Raw genomic sequence first — 23,017 nt, forward strand, 5'->3', positions numbered from 1 at the left:
ATAAGTGCCTTTTTGTTAATCTAAGGCTCTATATTCCTTTTTAAATTCTATATAAAATTAACTATGTAACTGTTGTCAGCTTTTATACATATTTTCTATAATGTTAGGCAGATTAGTGCAGCCACTATTCAATAACTTAACGCTTCTGAATTTCTTCAAAACTCTACAATTAATTTGTAAGGTACCTTTAAATAAGGCCAAAGATTTACTATGCACCTTTTTCATAAATTCTACTACTTCCAATTGATACATCGTTTCTACACTATAATTATCAATTTCTATGTTCTCCAATATTGTAGCTTTTACTAATAATAAACCTTGCAGCTTTTTCCTCCTTTTTTATCAACCCTATTATAGTTGATGAGATTTTACCTATTTTTTTATTAAAAAAATTCCTTGAACTTTATTGATTAATAAACTGCTCTTTTTCGTTATGTAGGCTACTTACTTTTTTATTAAATTTAAGAGAACTTACATTCTCTTTTTCCTTTCCCTACATCAAATTCACTACAACATTTTCTTAACCTAAAAACATAGTACTAAGACCTATATATAATCTAACTTTTAAAAAGTCTACTTAAACATTTTTTTCAACTGATTAATTTCATCAGCAAAATTTGAGTCAGTCCTTATAAAATTTTCTATCTGTTTTACTGCATGTATAACAGTAGCATGGTCTCTACCACCAAAGCTCCTTCCAATATCTGGAAAACTTTTTTGTGTAAACTTTTTAGCAAAATACATAGCTACTTGCCTCGGCCTTACAAGAGCACGGAGTCTTCTATTAGAGTGCATATCTGCAACTTTTATATTAAAAAACTCAGCTATCTTTTTTTGTATTTCTGCTATTGTAATTGGCTTATGATTTGATCTAAGAAGATCTGCTAGAGTTTCACTGGCTGATTCTACTGTCATACTTCTTCCGATCAATGAAGTATGGACAACTTTATTTAAGGCTCCCTCTAATTCTCTTATATTAGATTTTATGTTTTTTGCTAGAAATTCTAGGACATCATCCGGAACATATATATTCATTTGTTCCACCTTGATCTGCAATATACCAAGTCTTAATTCAAAAGTCGTTTCATTAATATCTGCTACCAACCCCCAACCAAGACGGGATTTTATTCTCTCCTCTACTCCGTCAAGATCGCTAGGAGATCTATCAGCCGATATAACCAATTGCTTATTTTGGTCTATCAATGCATTAAAAGTATGAAAAAACTCTTCTTGCGTACTATCTTTACCACTAATAAACTGCACATCATCTATCATCAATACATCTACCGATCTAAATTGTTCTTTAAACAACATGATATCTTTACTCCTTAGTGCTGTAATATATTGGTACATGAATTTTTCCGCCGATAAATATACTACTTTTCTTTTTGCTGGAAGAGAATTGACTATGTACCAAGCTATAGCATGCATTAGGTGTGTTTTACCAAGCCCTACCCCGCCATATAGAAACAAAGGGTTGCTACCTGATATTGGATCTACTATAGACTTTGCCACACGTTTCGCAGCTGTAAACGCTAGCTCATTTGGCTTTCCTACTACAAAGTTATCAAAAGTAAATCTCGGATCCAGCGGTGAACCAAGGCTATGATTATTACTCTCTTCCTTACTCTTTGCTATAGCATTAGAACTTAAATCCTTTTCCTCCCCGGTTACTCGAATATCAATAGAACGTATATTTTTATCCTCATTTTGCCATAAAGATAGTATCTTCTCTATATAATGAACTGTAATCCACTCCTTTATAAACCTTGTTGGTACAGATAACAAAACTTCTTCATTGCTACTACTGACAAATCTAAGTGAACTTAGCCAGCTATTATATGTCGCCTTCCCATAAAGATTATAAAGACAATTCTGGATTTTTTCCCAAGTAACATTGTGATCTGTCACTGTAACAACTTGGTCAAAAAACATAGCAGAAACCTTAGAGTTAATTAAGCTCATACACTACACCAAGAAAAAAAGTAAATAATTAGAAAAACAAAAGGTAATCAATAATTTTGTTGCAAAGTGAAAAGCTAACACTACTCAATACACACTAAAAATTATGATGATTTTTGATGAGTTGTAAAGGGTATAAAAGCACTAAAATTAAATCTTATTTTCTTTCAATAAATGAACTCCACTCATCCTTAAGCGCTTAGCAGTGTACTAAAAANCAATAATATATTATATATAAATATGGTATTGAATATATTGGCAAAAAAGTAAAGTGCCAGTATAAATATGGCTAACTTAATATAAACTTACTGAAATAAATTCATGAATATATTAAGCAATTTAAATTATTATATTCAATTTGGTATTGAGCTAGAATTTTATATCGAAGGAATAGAGAAAGAGTGCTTATTTCTCAGCAATGCTAAAGATAAAATAGCCTTACTTGGTTTTTTCTGTGAGAAAGAGACCTCTATACACCAATATGAGATAAAAAGTAGTTGTTATACGAACTTTAATGACTTAATTAAACACTTTGAGTTAGTAAAAGGATTAATTACTGAAACAGCACAAAAACTTGGTGGTAATACTTCCTTTAAAGCAAAACCTTACTTAGACAGAGCAGGTAGTGCATTAAATGTGCATGTTAACTTAGTTAATTTACATAACAGCAACTTATTTTATTGCAGTGAACAAAAGTACAGTGATTTCTTGATTCATAGTATTGGTGGATTATGTGCTATGATGAAAAAAGATATGTTATTCTTCGCCCCTAACAATGATTCATATCTCAGATTTCAATACCCAGATATTCACACCCCAACTACAGTCAGTTGGGGTGTGAATAATAGAACTGCTGCGATTAGGACTTTAAGTTCCAACAGCAAATGTCGCTTAGAACACCGCGTTCCCGGAGCAGATTGCAATCTTGAAAAAGTACTTATAGCTATAATTGAAGGTATCATTTTTGGGATAGAGAATAAAATCATCCCACCAAATAGAGTATACGGAATTGCATCTGATCCCCAGTATAAGATGGAAAGTTTAATATAAGTCTCAATCATTTTACTACCATATAAGTATTATGTTTACTTAATTTAATAAATTAATTAATTAAATTATATTTCTAAATATTTTACATACTGTCATGCTAAACACATTTCTTTACTCCATCTTTTCCACTTATTGTTATTGTTTCTTTTAATTCTTCGTTATACTGTAAAGATAACACCCGTTTTCTATATGTAAGTTAGTTAAACATTACATTTAAAGATGTCTACCAGACAAACCTTTTACCATTCACTGTAATGTCATACGCTGACTATATTTACATTCACATCAGTTTTTCAAAAAGTACGATTTTTTTCTCTTTCAAAAACTCTTTAATTTTTCTCTCAGCTACTCTATGAGTTACTTCTAACTAATTTTCTAATACCATTTCCTCTTCTTTTAGTTTGCTAAACTCTTTCTCTAACCTTTCTCATAATTTTTGATTTTCTAACTCCAGTCTGTTACGTACTATAAAGTAATTTCTGTTTGAACTAACAAATCATTATCAGTAGTAGAAGTAAGATTACTACCAACATACTTTTAAATATGACATCAAACAATAATATAGAATTATATCCTTTTTTTTAATTTATGATTTCTCTTCTCACTTTTTCGATAAGTGTTACCACAATAGCATCCAACCCACCAACATTTTTTTCTTGCTATAAAATAGCACTAACCTTAATCAGCTCACTTCTATTACAGCCAATAAGATTAGCACTGAAGATTTTATCTACTTTAAAGTTTCTTCATAGTAAATTCAAAAAACTACTTTTTTTAATACCTGCTTGTAACTTCCCACTTTTTTACTAATTCTATCTAATTACCTACACTTTCTCAAAAAGCCCTCACTAAAAGGTCTACCTTTTCCATTTATTATTCTAATAATATACTTTTATTTAAAAATTTTATTGATTATTAGATTATAAACACGCCACCCAAGATTTTCTAATATAGTAGTGAAGCTCTTTTTGTTTTTCATAAATCATCAAAGGAGGATCTTGCTACTAAATTTTGTTGTGTAAAATCTTCTATTATCCCACTTACTCAATAACAAACGTAATTCTCCATAATTAATAAAGCCAGGTGTTATATAAAAATCTTCTGCAAGATTATAATGCTTTTAGTTCTTTCTCATGCAAAGATCCACTCTCTCCTATTTTCACCAATACTACTCATAAGTAACTTAATATTATTATAATCTCTACTTTAAGCTTTTTTGCATCATTATATTCAGTGGATATAATTCATTATTTAATTTTAACAAGTTATTTGTCCCATTTGAAATAAGAACTACTCTAAAGTATGAAACAAGATCATCTTCTAAAAAGATTACTTACTTTTCCCACGCTCACTGCTTTACTTTTCTCTACCTCAAAATAAATAATCATACTTTAAAGCTAACAAAACCTTCTTTATGTTAACTTTGATTATAAATCTTAACTAAGTTGAAAATAACTACAAGTATTAAACTTGAATTTAACTCTTTCACTCCTCTCTACATACTGAATTAACCCTTGCCATAAATTTATAGCACAAAGCCATTTTAATTAACAAACTCCACTAAAGGTAACACAAATACTTTTTCGTTAAACAAGCAATTTTTACTGGGTAATAGTTAATTAAGATATAAGAGCTCTTTTAGAAAGTTTAAAATCCCTAAGCTTAATAACATCCTCCCTTTTTGGACTAGTTGAAATTAAATGAATTGGCACACCTATTAATTCCTCTACTCTTCTTATATATTTTATTAAATTTGTAGGTAACTCTTTAACCAACCTTTTGCCCTGAGTTCTTTCTTTCCAGCCAGGAAATTCTTCATATATTGGCTCTAATTTTCCCTGTATTGAATGTGATGCAGGTAAATAATCGTACACCCTTCCATTGTACTCATAACCAGTACATATTTTAATTCTGTCGAAAGAATCAAGAATGTCTAGCTTAGTTAATACAACACTTGAAACTCCAGAGAGTTGTACTGCTTGACGTACCAAAACTGCATCAAACCAACCGCAGCGTCTTTTCCTATTACTTACTGTTCCAAGCTCTTTACCTATAGAAAATAAGCTATCTCCTAGTTCATTTTTTTGCTCAGTAGGAAATGGACCGTTGCCTACTCTTGTAGTATAAGCTTTTGCTACACCGATAACATAAGCATTGGAAGAGAATCCTGAACCTGTTATTGCTTGCGATGCCACAGTATTGCTTGAAGTAACAAAAGGGTATGTCCCATGGTCGATATCTAAAAATGTGCCTTGAGCGCCTTCAAATATTATTTCCTTGCCTTCTTTTATGAGATCGTTCAATATTCTCCATACTGGTTTCTTATACGGAAGAATTTTTTTTGAGACTTCTTCAATTTCCTTTAATATTTCCCCTTTTTTTGCTACCTGACAGCTTAAGCTCCTTCTGATAGCATTGTGGTAACTTAAAAGAGTATCAACCTTTCTATTAAGCTCATCTGCATTTTCTAAGTCGCAAAGGCGTATAGCTCTTCTTCCAACCTTATCTTCATAACATGGTCCTATTCCCTTGTTTGTTGTGCCAATTTTATAATTCCCGTTTAAATTTTCAAATAACTTTTCCTTATCCTTATGTACACTGAGTATTAATGGGCAGCTCTCAGAGATCATCAAATTGTTAGGGTTGACATCTATTCCTCTAGTTTTTAATAACTCTATTTCTGAGATTAGGGCATGTGAATCAAGAGCAACACCGTTTCCTATAATGGATATCTTGCTTGTCCTTAAAATAGCAGAAGGCAGCAAATTTAATTTATAAACTTCACCATCTACTACTATAGTATGCCCTGCATTATTTCCCCCCTGGAATCTAACAACCACACCAGCGTTCTCAGAAAGATAGTCTACCATTTTACCTTTTCCTTCATCACCCCACTGTAAGCCGACAATTACAATGTTATTCATCAATACCTTCTGATCAACATGTAAATATTAACGCAGTACACTACAAATGACAAGGAATAAAATAAACCTACTACTGCATAGCTATATAACAAACTTTTAGTAAAGTGTATTTTAAAAATTTCTCAACAAATTGAGTAGCTCTTTTATCATAAAGCTGAATGTATTTAATTATCTCTAATTTCTGCAAATTAAAACAACAAGAAACTCTCATCTCAATGTTGAACAAAACACTTAGAGTTTCAAAATCCAGGAAGATATCTCTTATACAGAATCTACAAAAACTGATAGTTTATTATATAAAAAACAATAAAGATCTTCATATAGAAACAACCTGCATGTGGAAGTGGCGAAAAAGCTCGAAACTTCTTGATAGAAATTGCTATAGAATCAACTATCCGTTGATAGAAAAAATCAACGAGCAAGAACCAAACGTACTGATAATCCTTCTTCTACTGAAACAAAACTGTGTAATAGATTTGATAAAAAATTTTTCATAAAATCCCCAAAAGCAGCATTTCAACCAGTTATAACTAATGTTAGTATAATATTATTACAAGTAGCATCGTATACATGAAAGCTGATCAGCTCTCTTAGACTTTACATTGTATATTGCCATAAATACTAATCTCGAAAAAGTAGAAGAAATTGAACAATTTACTACTCATCTTTTTTGAACCCAACATAGTATAGTATGGTTTATTGAATACTCTTTTTTCATAAAAACATTCCAAATTTTCTCTTCATTTCTCTGGACAAGATTACAAATAGCTATTTAATAGAGTTAATATTATATGCTACTTTGTCTCCCAGAACACTTAATTTAACACTAGACTTTGATCTTGTATATTCAATGTCACTTAGAGTAATAACTCTAATTGCCAATGCAGTAGCTATAGTTATACTAACTATAGTCAAAAATATTGATAATATTACATAAAGTATCTGTAATTATCTTTAATTTTTTAAGATAAAATCAACTCCCCGTAATAATCTTCATCATCATGAATTATAAGAAAAACAAACATTGATACTTACGCAGTAGAATTAAGAATTTCAGTTCTATCTAAATTGATAGAAATAACTTACAGTAAATCATTTTTTAGAGCGTTTCTACAATATGGTGAGCTTCTTTTTTATTTTCTTTAATCGTCTTAATAGCTCTCTCTGATTATATATTTTTCTGCTAGTGATAACTTTGCTCTAGTAAACAGTATATATAATGATTTATTGTACCAATCCTTTTGTCCTTGTGTTAAACTTTCATAATCAGGCATATAATTTTCATATTAAAAACGACATAATTTAACTATTGTACGATTTATATAAAAAGTTAGTAAATTCAAATCATAGGCGACAGATTTTATACTTAAAAAATATTATACATATCTGTTATGGTTACTATCTATCCATAACAGAAAAACGAAAAATACTTTACCAGCGTTTAGTAACTCTCGCAGGACTGTTTAAATCTCTTTAATTGCTGTAACGAGGAAAATCATCGTCTATTTAAATGCCATAACAAAAAATAATAACCTTTATCTTGATACTTAAACAGTAGATCTATATGCTAGGCACTGCAATCTGAATGCAGTCACTTAATTAAAATTAAGTTTTCCGTATTTTAGGTATCAGCTATTCTTATGAATAGCATTTTCACTTCAATATTTATATATTAATCACACTTTTGAATAAATACCTTTTTATCTTAGTTAGGCTTTGACTACTTCTCGTTATTAGGCTTAAGAATACTTTTTAGTATATTCAAGTAAACAGTATATAAGAACTGCAGTTGTAGAACATGCAATTGTTAACAGTGCATTCGACAAAACGCAGTAAGAAAAAAACTTCCCTATTATATATATTCCGATAGCCCCGAACATCATATTACAGAATGAGAGAACTCCACTGCCAAGTCCTATACCTTTAATTGTTTCCAACGCAGAAGTTACGTTATTGCTTATTACAAGTGCAAGACCTATATTACTTGGAATCCAAATAATTTGAAGAACAAACATACTTAACTTGTTTATAGAGTNAAAATACGCTAATAAACTCTCAGGTATTATTGGCAATATTAAACCTATTATTAACATTCGGCTAACACCTATTTCTGGCACACACTTTCTATTAACCAAAGCTCCGATTATGAAAAATATAACTATCATTGATATGAAATAACCGAAATACTGTACTTCAACACCAATAGACTCAAATATGAAAGGGTAGTTAGCAACATACGCCCAAAGCCACATGAAAGTTAATCCATGAATAGCCGAAAATCCAAGAAAACGATAATTTCTAAACATCGATATATATTGCTTGAAAATATCAACAAGCAAATTAGCTATACTAATTTTATTTTTACTTACAGCAAGTGTTTCTTGTAACTTAAAGTAAATAAAAATAAGCATAATAATTGCTGCTAGTGATATAATAAGAAACAAAAATTTCCAGTTATATCCGTGTGAAATTATATAACTACCTACCACTGGTGCCATTCCAGGTGAAAGTGCTACCACCATATTTAATTTTGAAATCATCCTCGAATACTCACTACCTGAGTATATATCTTTTATTGCTGCATACCCAACAACACTTGTAACACCAGCTCCTATTCCTTGTATAAAGCGAATTAGTATTAAGAGCACAATATTATTAACCATACAACACATAATACTCGCCAAAGTAAAAACTGTCATACCAATTAGCATGATCGGACGCCTACCATAGCAGTCAGATAGTGGACCATAAATTAGTCCAGATATCGCAAATCCAACTAAGTTTAAGCTAATAGTAAGCTGAACTACACTGCCTTCTACCTTAAAATGATTAGCAATACTCGGTAATGCGACTAAATATAGGTCAGTTGCTATATCGGCAATTGCTACAGATAGTATCATGATAAGAGAGATAATATTTTGTATTGCCACTTAATTGCTCCGCTGAGCTACAGAAGCTTTATTATAATAAATTTTCCTTAATCAGTACATTAGTTTATCACTACTAGAACTGAAAATAGCTATTCGAAGGATAACTTTGCCTAAGAAGAAGTGAGAAAAAGAAAAGAGTTTTTCTGAGATAAAGAGTCAGCTTAAACAACAGAAGTAAAGAAACACTGAAATTACACCTTAGTCAAGGTCTTTGACATATAAATCTTACCTAAACCCCATAGCGTAATGGATAAAGCGTTTTTTAAGGAAATTTGAATTTTCAACTACCATTAAGCCAAGATTTCTCAGTGTTTTAGCGCAAAATACTCTATTAGAAAAGATCCTATTTAACCAATCAGTTGCAAGCGCCATAGTAAAATTATCACAATACCTATCACATGAAATTTTTTTCAATAAGTAACTACTACCAATGTCAATACCATATGCTTTTACAGCAGTTATTTGCCTTATAATACTTTCTATATCTCTAATTCCAAGATTAAGTCCTTGACCTGCAACAGGATGAATCAAATGTGCTGCATCACCGATAAGCAAAACTCTGCTTTTATACAATCTTTTTGCAAAAACAAAACTCAAAGAATAAGATTTTCTTCTACCCTCTAATCTAATTTCCCCTAAATAAGAGCCAAATCTTCTTTTGAGCTCTATAATAAATTCTTCTTCAGCTAAGTTCATTAGCATTTTAGAAACTTCAGATTTTTCTGTCCAAACTATTGAAGAAGTATGGCCACCCTTCATTGGCAAAATTGCAAACGGACCACCAGGAAAANACCTTTCTACAGCTAAATTTTGGTGATTCAATTCATGTTTTACATTAAATACTATGCTATTTTGCTTGTAATCAAATTTCATTACCGGTATAGAAAATAGCTCCGGTAATTTAGAGTTTTTACCCTCAGCACAGATAAGTAACGACGATATTAATTTCTGGTCATTATCGAGAATAACCTCTACATATCCTGCATCACAAATAATTGTCTTATAGGAAAGTGGAGAATATATGTTTAACTTTTTCAAAAAATTATTATTGATTGCATCCCATATAGCAGTATTGCTGATAACATAGCCCATTGGTTCTTCACTAACTATTTTATGATCATAATGTACAGTAACCGGACTATTTTCATCTAGTATGAATATATCAAGTATAGGTTCTGCTTCACTTTCTATGATCTGCCAAATTCCTAACTTTTCCAATATTTTTCTCGAACCTTGAGAAATAGCAAATGCTCGATTGTCATTAACTACATGCTGTAGATTACTTTTTTCAATCACAGCTACAGATACAGAGTTATTGCTGAGACCAATGGCAGCAATAAAACCAAGTAACCCACCACCTGAAATAATTACATCATAATTCATTTGCCGACCTTTAAATTACATCCTACCTACTTTAAAAAGTTTAAACAACCTTTATAGATTGCATATAAAAGACCCCATATCTTTAGCAATGTTTTTATAAATCTTCATCAAATTCTCACTTAACATCAGGGGATTTCCATAATCAGAAGCACTGCATATCTGCGGATCTAAAGGAACTCTGCCCAAGAGTTTTATTCTTAATTCCTCGGATACTTTTCTTATGCCATCTTTTCCAAAAACATATATTTTTGAGTTGCCTTGAATAAAATAACTCATATTTTCTACAATACCAATAACTGGTACGCTGAGCTTTGTAAACATATCGTAAATTCTACGGACATCAATCAAAGCAAGCTCCTGAGGAGTTGAAACTATCACCGCTCCAGTTAAGTTAAAATTTTCCATCAGACTTAGATGTACATCACCAGTTCCAGGTGGTGTATCAATTATTAAATATTCTATATCCGACCATTTCGTTCCCATTAGCAAATTGTAAAGTACTTTTGTGACCATGGGTCCACGCCATATTACTGCACGATCTTTATCAATAAAATAGCCAATTGAAATAGTATGTAACCCATACTTTTCTATAGGTATTGCTTTGCCATCCTGTATTTTCGCTTTTAATTTTTCAGCACCAAGCATTTTAGGAACTGAAGGACCATATATATCTGCATCAACCAATGCAACTTTATGTTTCAATTTTACTAATGAAAGAGCAAGGTTTATTGCAACTGTAGACTTGCCTACTCCTCCTTTACCAGAAGCTACAACAATTATATTTTTCACCCCATCAATATGTAGTTTAGCTCTCTGCTTCATAGCTTGTTTTCGATTGGTAGCAACTATAGTCACCTTTCCTACCCCTAGTATNCCTTAACAATTTACTCACAACTTTTTCTCAATTCTTCATTCGGTGTTTGCATGTCACTAAAAACTTCAAGAACAAAACTGACATTTCTACTACTAGTAATAAGAATTGAGGATACTATATCAACACTTTCCTTTGCTATGACTTTTTTAAATTCTCTTTTATGGTTCCTTAATTGATCATTAAATATACTTAATATCTCCTAGTATATACTGTACGAACATTACAGCTTAAAGTCAATTTCTATCTATCATCTTAGTGTAGTCTTTTAACAATGGGAGAGAACAGATATAAATAAGCTTAACTACCTGGACTCAAGCTTTACCGTTATATAACTTCTTAAAAATATTTCCTTTCTTTCTGGAGAAAGTATAATGAGGTGAGTATTGCAACACATATTCTAAACAAAGTTTCTAATACCATAATCTACAAGGAGAGCTTTATAAATAAGAAATTCTTCTGCTATCACTATCAATAAAAATACAGGAGAAAAACGTTATATTTTTCCTGGTCATAAGAGGTTTTCAACGCAGTTAATAAACAGAATAATCAACAAGATAGAGATAAAATATAACTACCTTTAGTAGCACAACTCAAGCGAACCTATAGATCTATACATAAACATATTCACTTTTGGACACTTAAAAAGTATAAGAGACTTACTTAATGCTTAAAACTGGGATATATAGTTAGTGGATTTTCAATTTAGCTCTATATGTTTTTTATCCATGAAGTAGGACATTAATTGTAAAAGGAGTTAAAGTATTAAAACAAGCAGAATTATGGAAAATTAGTTTAGTACCTCTTCTGCAAATTTGACCTGTTCAGGTAGTTAATGTGAAGGGTTAAGATAATAAATAAAGATATTAACAAAATAATAAAAAGTCTGATATATTTATAAACATATACATTTCTACCTAAAGCTTGTTGTATAAAGGATAAGATTCATACCGATAGTCTTTAAACAGTAGATGAAAGCATTCAATTTGATTAAAAACCTGAAGCTGCAGAAAAAGAGAGTGAGATAATGAATGAAGATGAAGGAATTTACTCTACAGTAAGATAGATTTACTGAAAAGATTATTCTAGCATCGGAGTAGATAATAAAGAAGTAGATAATGAAAATTAATTAGTTTAGTATAATTATTATAAAATTTACAAAGATGGTAATAAAAATTAAATGAACAATTAGAAAATTGTAAGTCAGGAATTAGAACTTGAACGTTTATAAAACATTTCCTTTAAAAGAACAAAATAAAGAATTTTAACCTAGTAATTAAAAATTTTAAAAAAAGCTGAAAAAGTAAAAAAATACACAATAATAGAAAAATAGATTCTATCAAGAAAATATGAAATTAGTAGTTCAAAGCAAAGAGGTTTAAAAAGTAAGGTTAAGAAGCAAAAAGGTATCATATCTAAAAAGGATAATTAGATAAAAAAAAATTGAAAAAAGAAAGAGAAAGAATTATAAGAAATAAGCAAAGAGTTCACTAAGCAAAATGGAGTCAATCAAAACAGCTACAAAAAGCCTAGCTTTTTTATGAGCTGAGCTAGCAATACTATAAATGTTAGTTTATTAAACCATCAAAGAGTAGTTAGATCAATCTCTTAGCATAGAATAACAACTCTTCTTTTGTTAAAGTGTAGGAGCTATTTTCCCAATGTTGTCTTAGTAACTCTAAGTTTTTACCTAAACTTTTTCCTGGTTGTTGACCTATGTTTACCAAATCATTACCAGACAAAGGAAATTCTGGAATATTAAACGCTTTGGCAAACTCAATATACTTGTCAACATTCTTTCCAGACTCAACACCATAAATTTTCACTAAATCACAATATAATTCTTTACCAAAGAAAGATATGTATTTTTTTTGCTTCCTTTCCGAAAGCTCTATTTTGATATTGTTGGATAATAAAAATAATAGCTTTTTCTTTTGCTTGTTCGAAAAACGTAAAAACTTGCTTACATATTCTCCAAGATGCACCTGATCATTCTTTTCAGTAGTTCTAAGAAGTAATGCTAATTTTGTTAGCGCGTCAATTGGTTTGATATCATCTAAGTAGCTAATATTGGGATCTAGGAAAGATGTATGGATTACAGTATCACATGCTGAAATAACAGATGGCTCTGCAAGAAGTTTAGTATTAATAAGAAGTGGCGAAGATAGAATTTCACATTTTACTTCTTTCGGAATAATTTTTTGTAAAACATCAGATTTCTGCATACTCTTAAGAGTCATAACCGGATTGTCGCACTCCAGCAACTTAAACATTTCTTCTCTTATTCTCTCTCCAGAAAGGTTTTGAATCATGTGTGAATGCTTTTTGCATACGTCCAATATTTCATCACTCAAGTCTCCAACGCATATTTTAGCGTGAAAACGAAACACCCTTAAAATACGCAGATAATCTTCCTTAATCCTGCCTTCAGCATCACCTACAAAATTTAACCTTCGTGCTTTTAAGTCCTGAATACCACCAAAGTAATCATATATATGACCATACTTATCTGCATACAGAGCGTTAAATGTAAAGTCACGCCTTGAAGCATCAGCCTTCCAATCGTTGGTAAATTCCACTTTTGCATGTCTACCGTCACATTCAATATCACATCTTAGTGTTGTAGTCTCAAAGGATCTTTTATTTAAAATTGCAGTAACAGTTCCGTGTTTCAAGCCGGTTGGAATAGCTTTTATGTTACGTAGTTTTAGTGCTTCAATCACTTGACCAGGAAATAGATTAGTGGCTAAGTCAATATCATGAACATTGCGCTGCAGAATTGAATCTCTCACACATCCACCAACAAGCCTTATTTCACCACCAAACTCTTCTATGGCACTAATAATTAGACTGGTTTCATGGTCAACAACTTGCATTTAGATTGGTAATAATATTGCAGCTCATACTATATAAAATATCTGTAAAAAGTCATATACAAAAATACATAGGACTATGAAGATTTATCTTACAAAGTATTTATTGCTGTTGATGAAACGTCACTTTTAATTCTTCTATACTGTTATTATATGATGGGCTTAAAAAAGTTTTGTTCTTTAGAACGTTTTATAACCTACCTATTATATTCATTAACATTTTTTGCCAATATTTTCTCAGATACCTTTTCGACCTCTCCTTTCCATTATACATTAAAACGTTATAACATCATTAAGATCCCCACTTAACTGAAGTTTTTTTTACTAGTAAAAGTCTACCTTGCCTTTGTTTTATTCAACTTCCATTTTTATCAATCAATGGTTCAAAATGAGCGCTACTTTTATTTGTTATATATAAGACATCACTGTCGTTATAATTAGCCTTACTTGTATTTATCTATATTTTTTGAACCCTGCATCTTATTTAAATTTTCTATAATATGTAATTTTCACACAATTTTTTTTATAAAGTATTCTACTTTTAATATTAAGGCACTCTAGAATTCATCTTCTTCAGTAATATTGATACATTAATCATAAATAATTCCACGATTCTTATAAATTTACTCGTTAGCCTTATCAAAATCATTGCCGATTGCACTTGTAAACCACCTTAGCAGGATTGTTTTATACAAACCTCCTACAACTATCTCTCTTAATTACTTAAACCCTATTTAAATTAGTAAAAAAACAGCTTTCATTGATAATTGCCTTCCTAGTATGGAATTTACCAAGACAAAAGTTGCTCACTTAAAGAATACCATTTACTGTTTTAAGCTCCTCAGCCTTTTTAAATTTTTAACATCATATAGCTACTTAACAAGCTCCACTTATCAGTTGTAGTCACAATCTTTCCTCTATAATATTAATTGTTTCTATTTAAATAAAAACTTAATAATTAAGTATAGCAAAAATTTTTAAATTGTACAACAATTATAATTTTTATAGCAAATATGAGCTTTAACTGTGGCATAGTAGGATTACCAAACATAGGAAAATCAACTTTATTTAATGCACTTACACAATCAAGCATAGCTGAAGCTGCAAATTATTCTTTCTGTACAATCGAACCTAATGTTGGCAAAGTGACAGTAAAAGATCAGCGTTTGAAGCAAATTGCAGCGATAGTTAATTCAGAAAAGATAATCTACAATCAGTTAGAAGTCGTAGATATCGCAGGCTTAGTAAGAGGTGCAAGTAAAGGCAAAGGACTCGGTAATAAGTTTTTAAGTCACATCAGAGAAGTTGATACCATCATTCACCTAATTAGGTGTTTTACGGATGACAATATCAGCCACGTGCACAATAAAATAGATCCAATATCAGACGCTGAAGTAGTGGAGATGGAATTAATTCTAGCCGATATTGATAGCATAGAAAAGAGACTACCTCAACTGGAAAGAAAAGCAAAGCGAGGTGATAAAGAGCAGAAGAAACAACTTGATTTAATGCAGGAGGTTTTAACTAGCTTGAAATTCGGTAAACCTGCAAGAAGTTTAAGAAACATAAATCAAGATGAAATGAAATTGCTTCAATTGCTGACGACGAAGCCAGTTATATATGTCTGTAATGTTGAAGACTCAAGTGTCATAACTGGTAATGAACTATCCAAAAAGGTGGAAAAAATAGCAGAAGAGAGCAAGAGCAAATTCTACTGTATTTCAGCAAAACTTGAAGCAGATATTGCAAATCTCGAAGACGAAAAAGAAAAACAGAGTTTTTTATCAGAGTTTGGCTTACAAGAGTCAGGACTCAATGGAATAGCTCGTATTATATATGAAGTGTTGAATATGATAACTTTTTTTACTGTGGGGCCAAAAGAAGCACACGCTTGGCCGATAAAAATAGGATCAACAGCTGATAAAGCAGCAGGTGTAATTCACTCTGATTTTGAGAAAGGTTTCATAAAAGCAGAAACTATAAGCTTTGCAGACCATATAAAATATGGAAGCGAATCAGCTTGCAAAAATGCAGGCAAAATCCGCTTCGAAGGTAGAGATTACATTGTACAAGATGGCGATATAATACACTTTAGGTTCAAGGCTTAACATACCTGATACTAGCAACAGCTTCTTTTTGAGGAAAAAACTCTACCTTCTACAGCTATTCTCTAGTCAATAGCAGAGCTAGATAGATATACCAAAGCCAAACATAACTANATTCTTACATATATGGCACTTACTTTAGACATTCTCCTAAAACTCCATGGCAAAGCTTTACTCTTTATAAGTATAGCTTCGTTTTGTTTGGTTAATTCTAAAATACCCTTTGGTCCAACATCTTTACTAATAATAGCTGATTCCTTAACATCAACTTGATTAGAATTCATATTTAAAACAACAGTATAGTTTAGTTTTTTTCTAGACTCATCTTGTACATTCAACCAACCTCAATGGTACATATTGCAAACTTTTCAAACTAGTAGCTTTTCTATTACTTATCATTTTTCTGAATTGCTACTATTTCTACTATTACTGTGTATATGTATATTTTTTATTTTACTTTTCTTTCCTTTTATTCTTTTATTTTTACTAAAATACCTACTAATTTCTAAAATTAGCTCGAAATTAATAATATTAATATTAAGATATTAATGAAAATTGTGAACTTGATCTTGTACATTGTTNNTAGTCCATTAAAGAAAGCAACTAGCATCACTATACGAAATCTCTCATTTTAGAAACTCTCTTGTATCATATTCCTCTGTGCTAATCTCATATCTAAAAATACATTCATTCTTACTACGAATTGCCCTTTTTATAATACCTAATACTATTTGTACCTCAGGATCATTGTCAAATTTATACTCGTTTGAAAAATTCTTTGCATAACTAACTTTTCTTGAGAAAGATCCTTCAATAACTATAACATTACACTACTATTAAACTATTAGACAATGAGGATAATAAGCAATATATCTAGTATCAGTATTTGTAAAAGCTAAAGTTTAGGCGTGTAACATTACCGGCACAAATTCTCTATCGTTTGCAACTTTGTCAGCATATTAGGTAGAATTATTAAAGAGTTAATTAAACAGGTATTATGACTAAATTTAACTCCATCTACAAGCTCTCCATTTGTTACTCCAGTTACAATAAAAACTGATTTATCTCTTACCATATCTTTTATGGTGTAGATTTTTTCTAGGTCCTCAATATTTAAACTTCTTGCTTTCTCCTTTAACTGGTACGTATCAAATATTAATCTTCCCTCTATCTGTCCGCCGATTGAACTGAGTGCTGCAGCTGTTAACACTCCTTCTGGTGCTCCTCCTATTCCGATATACATATCATGATTGCCATTTATTAGCGAAATTACAGCAGTAATATCACCATCATCTATCAGTTTANCTTTCGCTCCTAACTTTCTAATTTTTGCTATTAATTCATTATGCCTTTCACGTTTAAGCACAGTTACTACAAGGTTACTTATTTTACACCCTTTTGCCTTAGCTAGATTATCCAAATTTTCTTCAACACTATTTCTTAATGAAACTACCCCTTCCGGGAGACCCCTTCCTACTGCTATTTTTTCCATATAAACATCAGGCGCATGCAAAAAATTACCCTTTTTTGTTGCAGCAAGAACAGACATTGCTCCTTGTTTATAATGAGCACAAATTGTAGTACCTTCGAGTGGATCAACAGCAATATCAATCTCAGGACCATTCCCTATACCAACCCTCTCTCCAACATATAGCATTGGCGCTTTATCTCTCTCACCTTCGCCAATTACAATCGTACCATCTACTTCCATGGAATTTAGCACTGCTCGCATTGCATCAACTGCAACTTGATCAGCCTTATTTTCATTACCTAAACCAACAAATTCATATGCAGCAAGTGCTGCAGCTTCAGTTACTTTGATTAATTTGTAAGCTAAATCTTCCATCATTTATTTAAGAATTACAAGTATTCAATATATATTACGCCATCTGAAATTGCAAGATTCTCTAACCAATTGTAAAAAGTCAATATAAATAGGCATAGCAATATTTGGTAAGGTCTGGCATAACTGATAGTTTAATTTATAAAAAAATAAAGGAAATTACAACTTAAAGCTCCGAGATAACTGCTTAGGAGTTTTGTGAAAACTAACATAAGAAAAAAAAGATGGATGAAGAAATTGCTAATTCATTTGAGGATACTATACTAAAAACACTGTTTCTAATGTTCTATCTTTTTAAAGTAAGCAGTAATACAATTGACTGCAGTACATTTCTAAAAACTAATTGGAATAGCTTATGAAATTAAGTATCAAAATCAATTAAGTTACACTGTAACAATAAAGAAGCTGATGCTTTAAAGGGTACTTTTAGATAGCAACAAATTTTTAATAGAAATAAAAAAGAAACACTTAATGCTTTAAATAAAATTATTTATAAAGACAACGTTCAGGAAGTTAAAATACTTTTAGATTATATAGGTTACAAAGGAAAATTAGAGATATTAAGCAAGATCATTGAAGATAAACAATTAGATGATAAGATTCTTTAAAAGAACAAGCTGAAGTTATAAATAACCTCTTGGATAGAGGAAAATTAACATTCTAAGTAATACCATTGTAGTAGTAATGATTCAATAGTTATTAAACTTCTTTTAGAATATATAGATAGATTATACATACAAATTAAAAGCTGATATAAGAAATCTTTCAGAAATAACTAAAAAAAGCAAATTACTATTTAAGGAAGTTCTTAGAACAAGCTCTTTAAGTTAAAGTAGATTTCCAAAACTTAACCTAATTATTCTATATACTTCTTAACTTATATAGTAATTGCACTGCTTAGATTAATAATAAATAAAAAAGATAAGTAAAGCACATCTGATATAAAAGAAAATAACGAGGAGCAGAATCCAACAGGAGTCATAAAATTGTAAGTATTAGTTAGTTGCCCTGCTAGATAACGATTTACGAGATTTCATCTAAATATAGCTAGAACGATAAACTTAATCAGCTTCGAAAACTGATAACAGGAAAAAAATTAGCTTTCAGAGCAAGCATAAGTAAAGTACTGAGCTGGAAAGCGCATTATTAGAGTACAGACACAATCAAATATGAAAAATTAGATACTATAAAGCTTCTCTTAAAGAGGAATGACCATTATTAATGCAATAATCGATCAAGAAGAAAAATATTATATACATTATCAAAACTGAGGAGAGGAAATCTATATTAGGCTCTGTTATTTCTTATACTGATAATAGTAATATTGATATTCTAAGTTATGCTACTGCAAAATATTAATGCAGATCAATCAAGTTAAACTCCAGAAAAGAATTATATAGATAATATTAACAATTAGAAGTAATTCTATAGCAATAACAACAATTCTATAATACATAGAATGATCAAAAGAAAATTGCATTATGCAAATCAGCACAGGAAACAAGAAATTAATCAAGTTATTACCGTGCCAAGCATAAAAAAACGAAACAAGATCTAACAATGATAAAGAAAATGTTAGTAATAAACCAATGCCTTCTACACTAACAAAAAAAACAGATATAGCTTTTAACAGCCATATTAAGCAGCAATAAAGCTGATAGCTTATAGAAAGCAATCCCCTTTACCAAGTACACAAGAAACTAAGTACAAAAAAGCAAAGAGAGTTTTTACATCTCATTAGCAAAGGATACTATTGAAGTTGTTACATTACAGTATTATTCATTGCTACTGTAATAATTCTATCTGTTACTTTTGATACAGTTGGTTATGGGCATTGTTACTGTTTTATCTCTAATAACTATTAGATTACATGCAAAAAATCCCACATTGCCAATCAGCACGTGATACTAAAATTTAATTTACCTAATACATTTGGATTTAACACTAAACTGCGCTGCCACCAATTTTGCGATTGGTACTCTATAAGGTGAGCATGAAACGTAATCCACACCTGATTTGATGAAGAATTCTATAGATTGTGGATCTGCACCGTGCTCTCCACATACACCAAGTTTTATCTTTTTTCGCATTTTTTTGCTCCTCTCGGTAGCTATTTTGATTAACTCTCCTACCCCTTCAATATCCAGTACTTCAAATGGATCGTTTCCAAATATATTATTTTCCCTGTAAGAATCAAGAAAGTTTACTGAATCATCTCTTGAAAGTCCCATGGTTGTTTGTGTTAAATCATTAGTGCCAAAACTAAGAAATTCCGCGTGTTGTGCTAATTTATCAGCAATCAATGCTGCTCGTGGCAACTCTATCATCGTTCCAATTGAATAAGCCTTACCTGATGTCATTTCAGTGTATGACATCGGAATCTGTGCTTGGATTTTATCCAAAATAACAGAAGATTCTTTTTTTATCAACTCACATATCAGAATAAACTCTCTCTCATCCATGATAAAAGGGATCATAATTTCAGGCATAACTTCTACCTTTTTCTCTTCTTTTAACTCATTCGCAGCATTGAGTATCGCCCTAATTTGCATGCTATATATTTCAGGATAAGAAATGGCGAGCCTACAACCTCTGTGGCCAAGCATTGGATTTTTTTCTGATAACTGTGCTATTTTATTTTTTACTAACTCAACGGGCTTATTCAGTGACTTAGCAATCCCTTCTATAATAGAGTGATCACTAGGCAAAAACTCATGTAGAGGTGGATCAAGCAAACGTATAGTAATCTCTCTACCCTCCATAATAGAAAATATTTCTTTAAAATCAGATTTTTGCATTTCTTCTAATTTACTTAATGCACTTGCTCTTTCATTTTTATCGTCAGCTATTATCAATTTTTGAATAAACTCAATTCTATCATGAACAAAAAACATATGCTCTGTGCGACACAAACCTATACCTTCTGCACCAAATTCCTTAGCAATCCTTGCATCTTTTGGGGTATCAGCATTCGCTCTTATTTTAATCGTTTTGATTCCATCTACCCAGTTAATTATTGTTTTAAATTCCTGTGATAACCTAGGTAAAATTGTAGGAAGAATGCCAAGCATTACCTCACCTGTCCCTCCATTGATGGTAATTGGTTCACCTTTTTTTACTTTTATATTCCCTACAGAAAAGAAATTCCCTCCCTTATCTAGATAAAGTCCGTTTACACTACAAATGCACGGCTTACCCATTCCTCTTGTAACAACAGCGGCATGTGAAGTCATTCCTCCTCGTGCTGTTATTATACCGCTTGCAGCATTCATTCCATTAATATCTTCAGAACTCGTCTCTGGCCTTACCAAAACTACTTTTTTACCCTGCTCTACAGCTTTCTCTGCATCATTTGCACTAAATACCACATACCCAGAAGCAACACCAGGAGAAGCAGGCAGTCCTTTTCCTATTATTTTTTGATCACTTTTAATATCAAGAACCGGATGCAATAAACTATCAAAAATTTTTGGATTAATTCTTAATATCCCTTCTCCTTTTGTAATCACCCCTTCGCTTACCATATCAACTATTATACGAACGGTAGCCTCAGCCGTGCGTTTACCAGATCTAGTTTGCAAAATCCATAACTTACCATCCTGGACAGTAAATTCAACGTCCTGCATGTCTTTATAGTGTGCTTCAAGTTTTTCACATACATCGCACAATTCTCGATACACGCTTGGCATCAATTTTTCCATGGTATTTTCTTGCTCCCCATTAATCGACATAGGAGTGTAAATACCCGAAACCACATCTTCACCTTGAGCATTGACCAAAAATTCACCAAAAAATTTCTTTACTCCAGTTGAAGGATCACGCGTAAATACCACACCAGTCGCAGAATTATTATTTAAATTACCAAAAACCATTGCTTGTACGTTAACTGCAGTTCCAAAGGCTTCAGGAATATTATTTATCTTTCTATAGGAAACAGCTCTATCATTCTGCCAAGAAAAAAATACTGCATTCACCGAGCTGAACAACTGTTCTTCAACACTCTGCGGAAAATGTTTTCCAGTTTTTTCATACACTATTTTCATAAAATGAGTAATAATTTTCTTTAAAATATCAATACTAAAGTCAGCTAAATTTTTTACTCCTCTCTTTTGTTTTTCATTATCAATAACACTCTGAAACAAGTGATAGTCAAGCTTCAGTACAACACTCGAGTACATTATGATGAAACGACAGTAGCTATCATAGGCAAAGCGTTCTCCACTTTTTTTTGCAAGTCCAACAACAGTTACATCATTTAGACCAACATTCAAAATTGTATCAAGCATACCCGGCATTGAATTTACGCTACCAGAGCGTATAGAAACTAATAAAGGATTATCCAAGCCTCCAAATTTACACCCAACGTCACTTTCGAGCATCACCATGTATCTTTTGATTTCATTACACAAATTGTCAGATAGTCCCTGCTTACAGGCAGAGGTGGAGATTGTGAAACCAGGTGGAACGGGAACACCAATCTTACACATTTCTGCCAAATTTGCACCTTTTCCTCCTAGCAGATTTTTCATTTCTGCATTACCTTCACACTTAATTTGGCTAAAGTAATATATCAACTTTTCTCTCATTGGTCCTTTACTCACAAATATACTATATATGATTTCAATAAGCTCGTCTGGACTTGAAATCATAGGGTAATAAATTTTACAAAACTTAGCAACAGAGTTTCTTATAACAAGATCAGTAAAGTATAAACAACAAATCATTAAATGATTCTCAATGAGAATATATAATTCAATGTCATTTTAAAGACTTTTTATAGATCTTCTGAAGTTTCTTGATATATTATGCATAATTTTTCTGTCTATAAGAACATCTTAACACTGAGAAAAATAAAGATTACCCTAATTCTTCCTTAAAGGACATTTTAGGCTTTGCTGGTTTAACTCCAATTTAGGACATGAGTTTTTAGCTACTTATTTAGATTTTGAGATTGATGTTAAAAAGCGGGGTTACTGTTGATATTTCTTGTAAAGCTTTTCTAAGCTCTAGATACAGTAAGAACATAGTTAGTTGTTCAATAAGCTAAAGATCTTGAAAGCATACTCAGTTACGTAG

The 23,017-nt window shown here is 31.3% G+C and carries 10 protein-coding genes and 1 pseudogene; 3 read left to right on the forward strand and 8 right to left on the reverse strand.

Translation table 11 applies throughout. The annotated features are described in order from the left end of the window. Positions 1 to 573: 573 nt before the first annotated feature. Positions 574 to 1,965 carry a chromosomal replication initiator protein DnaA gene (gene dnaA / locus HSX44_RS01985; protein ID WP_275602080.1) on the reverse strand — a complete coding sequence of 464 codons (1,392 nt, stop codon included), beginning with the start codon at positions 1,963 to 1,965 and terminating at the stop codon, positions 574 to 576. A 318-nt stretch (positions 1,966 to 2,283) separates the two neighbouring features. On the opposite strand from dnaA, the gene HSX44_RS01990 reads away from it, so the two are divergent. Continuing rightward, positions 2,284 to 3,012, forward strand: a complete 729-nt coding sequence (locus tag HSX44_RS01990; protein WP_275602081.1) for a type I glutamate--ammonia ligase — start codon at positions 2,284 to 2,286, stop codon at positions 3,010 to 3,012. Between the two features lie 1,619 nt (positions 3,013 to 4,631). Here HSX44_RS01990 and HSX44_RS01995 read toward each other — a convergent pair. Beyond that, positions 4,632 to 5,936, reverse strand: a complete 1,305-nt coding sequence (locus tag HSX44_RS01995) for an adenylosuccinate synthase (protein ID WP_275602082.1) — start codon at positions 5,934 to 5,936, stop codon at positions 4,632 to 4,634. Between the two features lie 335 nt (positions 5,937 to 6,271). On the opposite strand from HSX44_RS01995, the gene HSX44_RS02000 reads away from it, so the two are divergent. Beyond that, the gene (locus HSX44_RS02000; protein ID WP_275602083.1) at positions 6,272 to 6,433 is read left to right on the forward strand and encodes a hypothetical protein; all 162 of its coding nucleotides are present in this window, start codon (positions 6,272 to 6,274) and stop codon (positions 6,431 to 6,433) included. Positions 6,434 to 7,675: 1,242 nt separating this feature from the next. Here HSX44_RS02000 and HSX44_RS02005 read toward each other — a convergent pair. From HSX44_RS02005 to HSX44_RS02020, 4 genes and pseudogenes are all read right to left on the reverse strand, one after another. Beyond that, positions 7,676 to 8,836 carry a multidrug effflux MFS transporter gene (locus HSX44_RS02005; RefSeq protein WP_275602084.1) on the reverse strand — a complete coding sequence of 387 codons (1,161 nt, stop codon included), beginning with the start codon at positions 8,834 to 8,836 and terminating at the stop codon, positions 7,676 to 7,678. Positions 8,837 to 9,091: 255 nt separating this feature from the next. Next, complete coding sequence (ubiH, locus tag HSX44_RS02010) at positions 9,092 to 10,249, reverse strand: 2-octaprenyl-6-methoxyphenyl hydroxylase (RefSeq protein WP_275602085.1); 1,158 nt, start codon at positions 10,247 to 10,249, stop codon at positions 9,092 to 9,094. A gap of 51 nt (positions 10,250 to 10,300) precedes the next feature. After that, positions 10,301 to 11,319 (reverse strand): annotated as a pseudogene (locus tag HSX44_RS02015) (Mrp/NBP35 family ATP-binding protein). 1,396 nt (positions 11,320 to 12,715) lie between these two features. Then, positions 12,716 to 13,996, reverse strand: a complete 1,281-nt coding sequence (locus HSX44_RS02020; protein ID WP_275602087.1) for a CCA tRNA nucleotidyltransferase — start codon at positions 13,994 to 13,996, stop codon at positions 12,716 to 12,718. A 1,010-nt stretch (positions 13,997 to 15,006) separates the two neighbouring features. On the opposite strand from HSX44_RS02020, the gene ychF reads away from it, so the two are divergent. Further along, entirely contained in the window at positions 15,007 to 16,101 is a 1,095-nt protein-coding gene (gene ychF, locus HSX44_RS02025) for a redox-regulated ATPase YchF (RefSeq protein ID WP_275602088.1), read from the forward strand. A gap of 913 nt (positions 16,102 to 17,014) precedes the next feature. On the opposite strand, the gene glpX is transcribed toward ychF, so the two are convergent. Together glpX and ppdK are read right to left on the reverse strand one after the other, a co-directional pair. Further along, positions 17,015 to 17,944: a class II fructose-bisphosphatase gene (glpX, locus tag HSX44_RS02030; RefSeq protein ID WP_275602089.1), complete on the reverse strand. Its 930-nt coding sequence runs from the start codon at positions 17,942 to 17,944 to the stop codon at positions 17,015 to 17,017. Between the two features lie 1,916 nt (positions 17,945 to 19,860). After that, a complete protein-coding gene (gene ppdK / locus HSX44_RS02035) occupies positions 19,861 to 22,527 on the reverse strand; it encodes a pyruvate, phosphate dikinase (protein ID WP_275602417.1) in 2,667 nt (888 codons plus the stop codon). Positions 22,528 to 23,017 lie beyond the last annotated feature (490 nt).

It is taken from the genome of Wolbachia endosymbiont of Onchocerca gibsoni (genome assembly GCF_029169405.1).
Classification (GTDB): Bacteria; Pseudomonadota; Alphaproteobacteria; order Rickettsiales; family Anaplasmataceae; genus Wolbachia.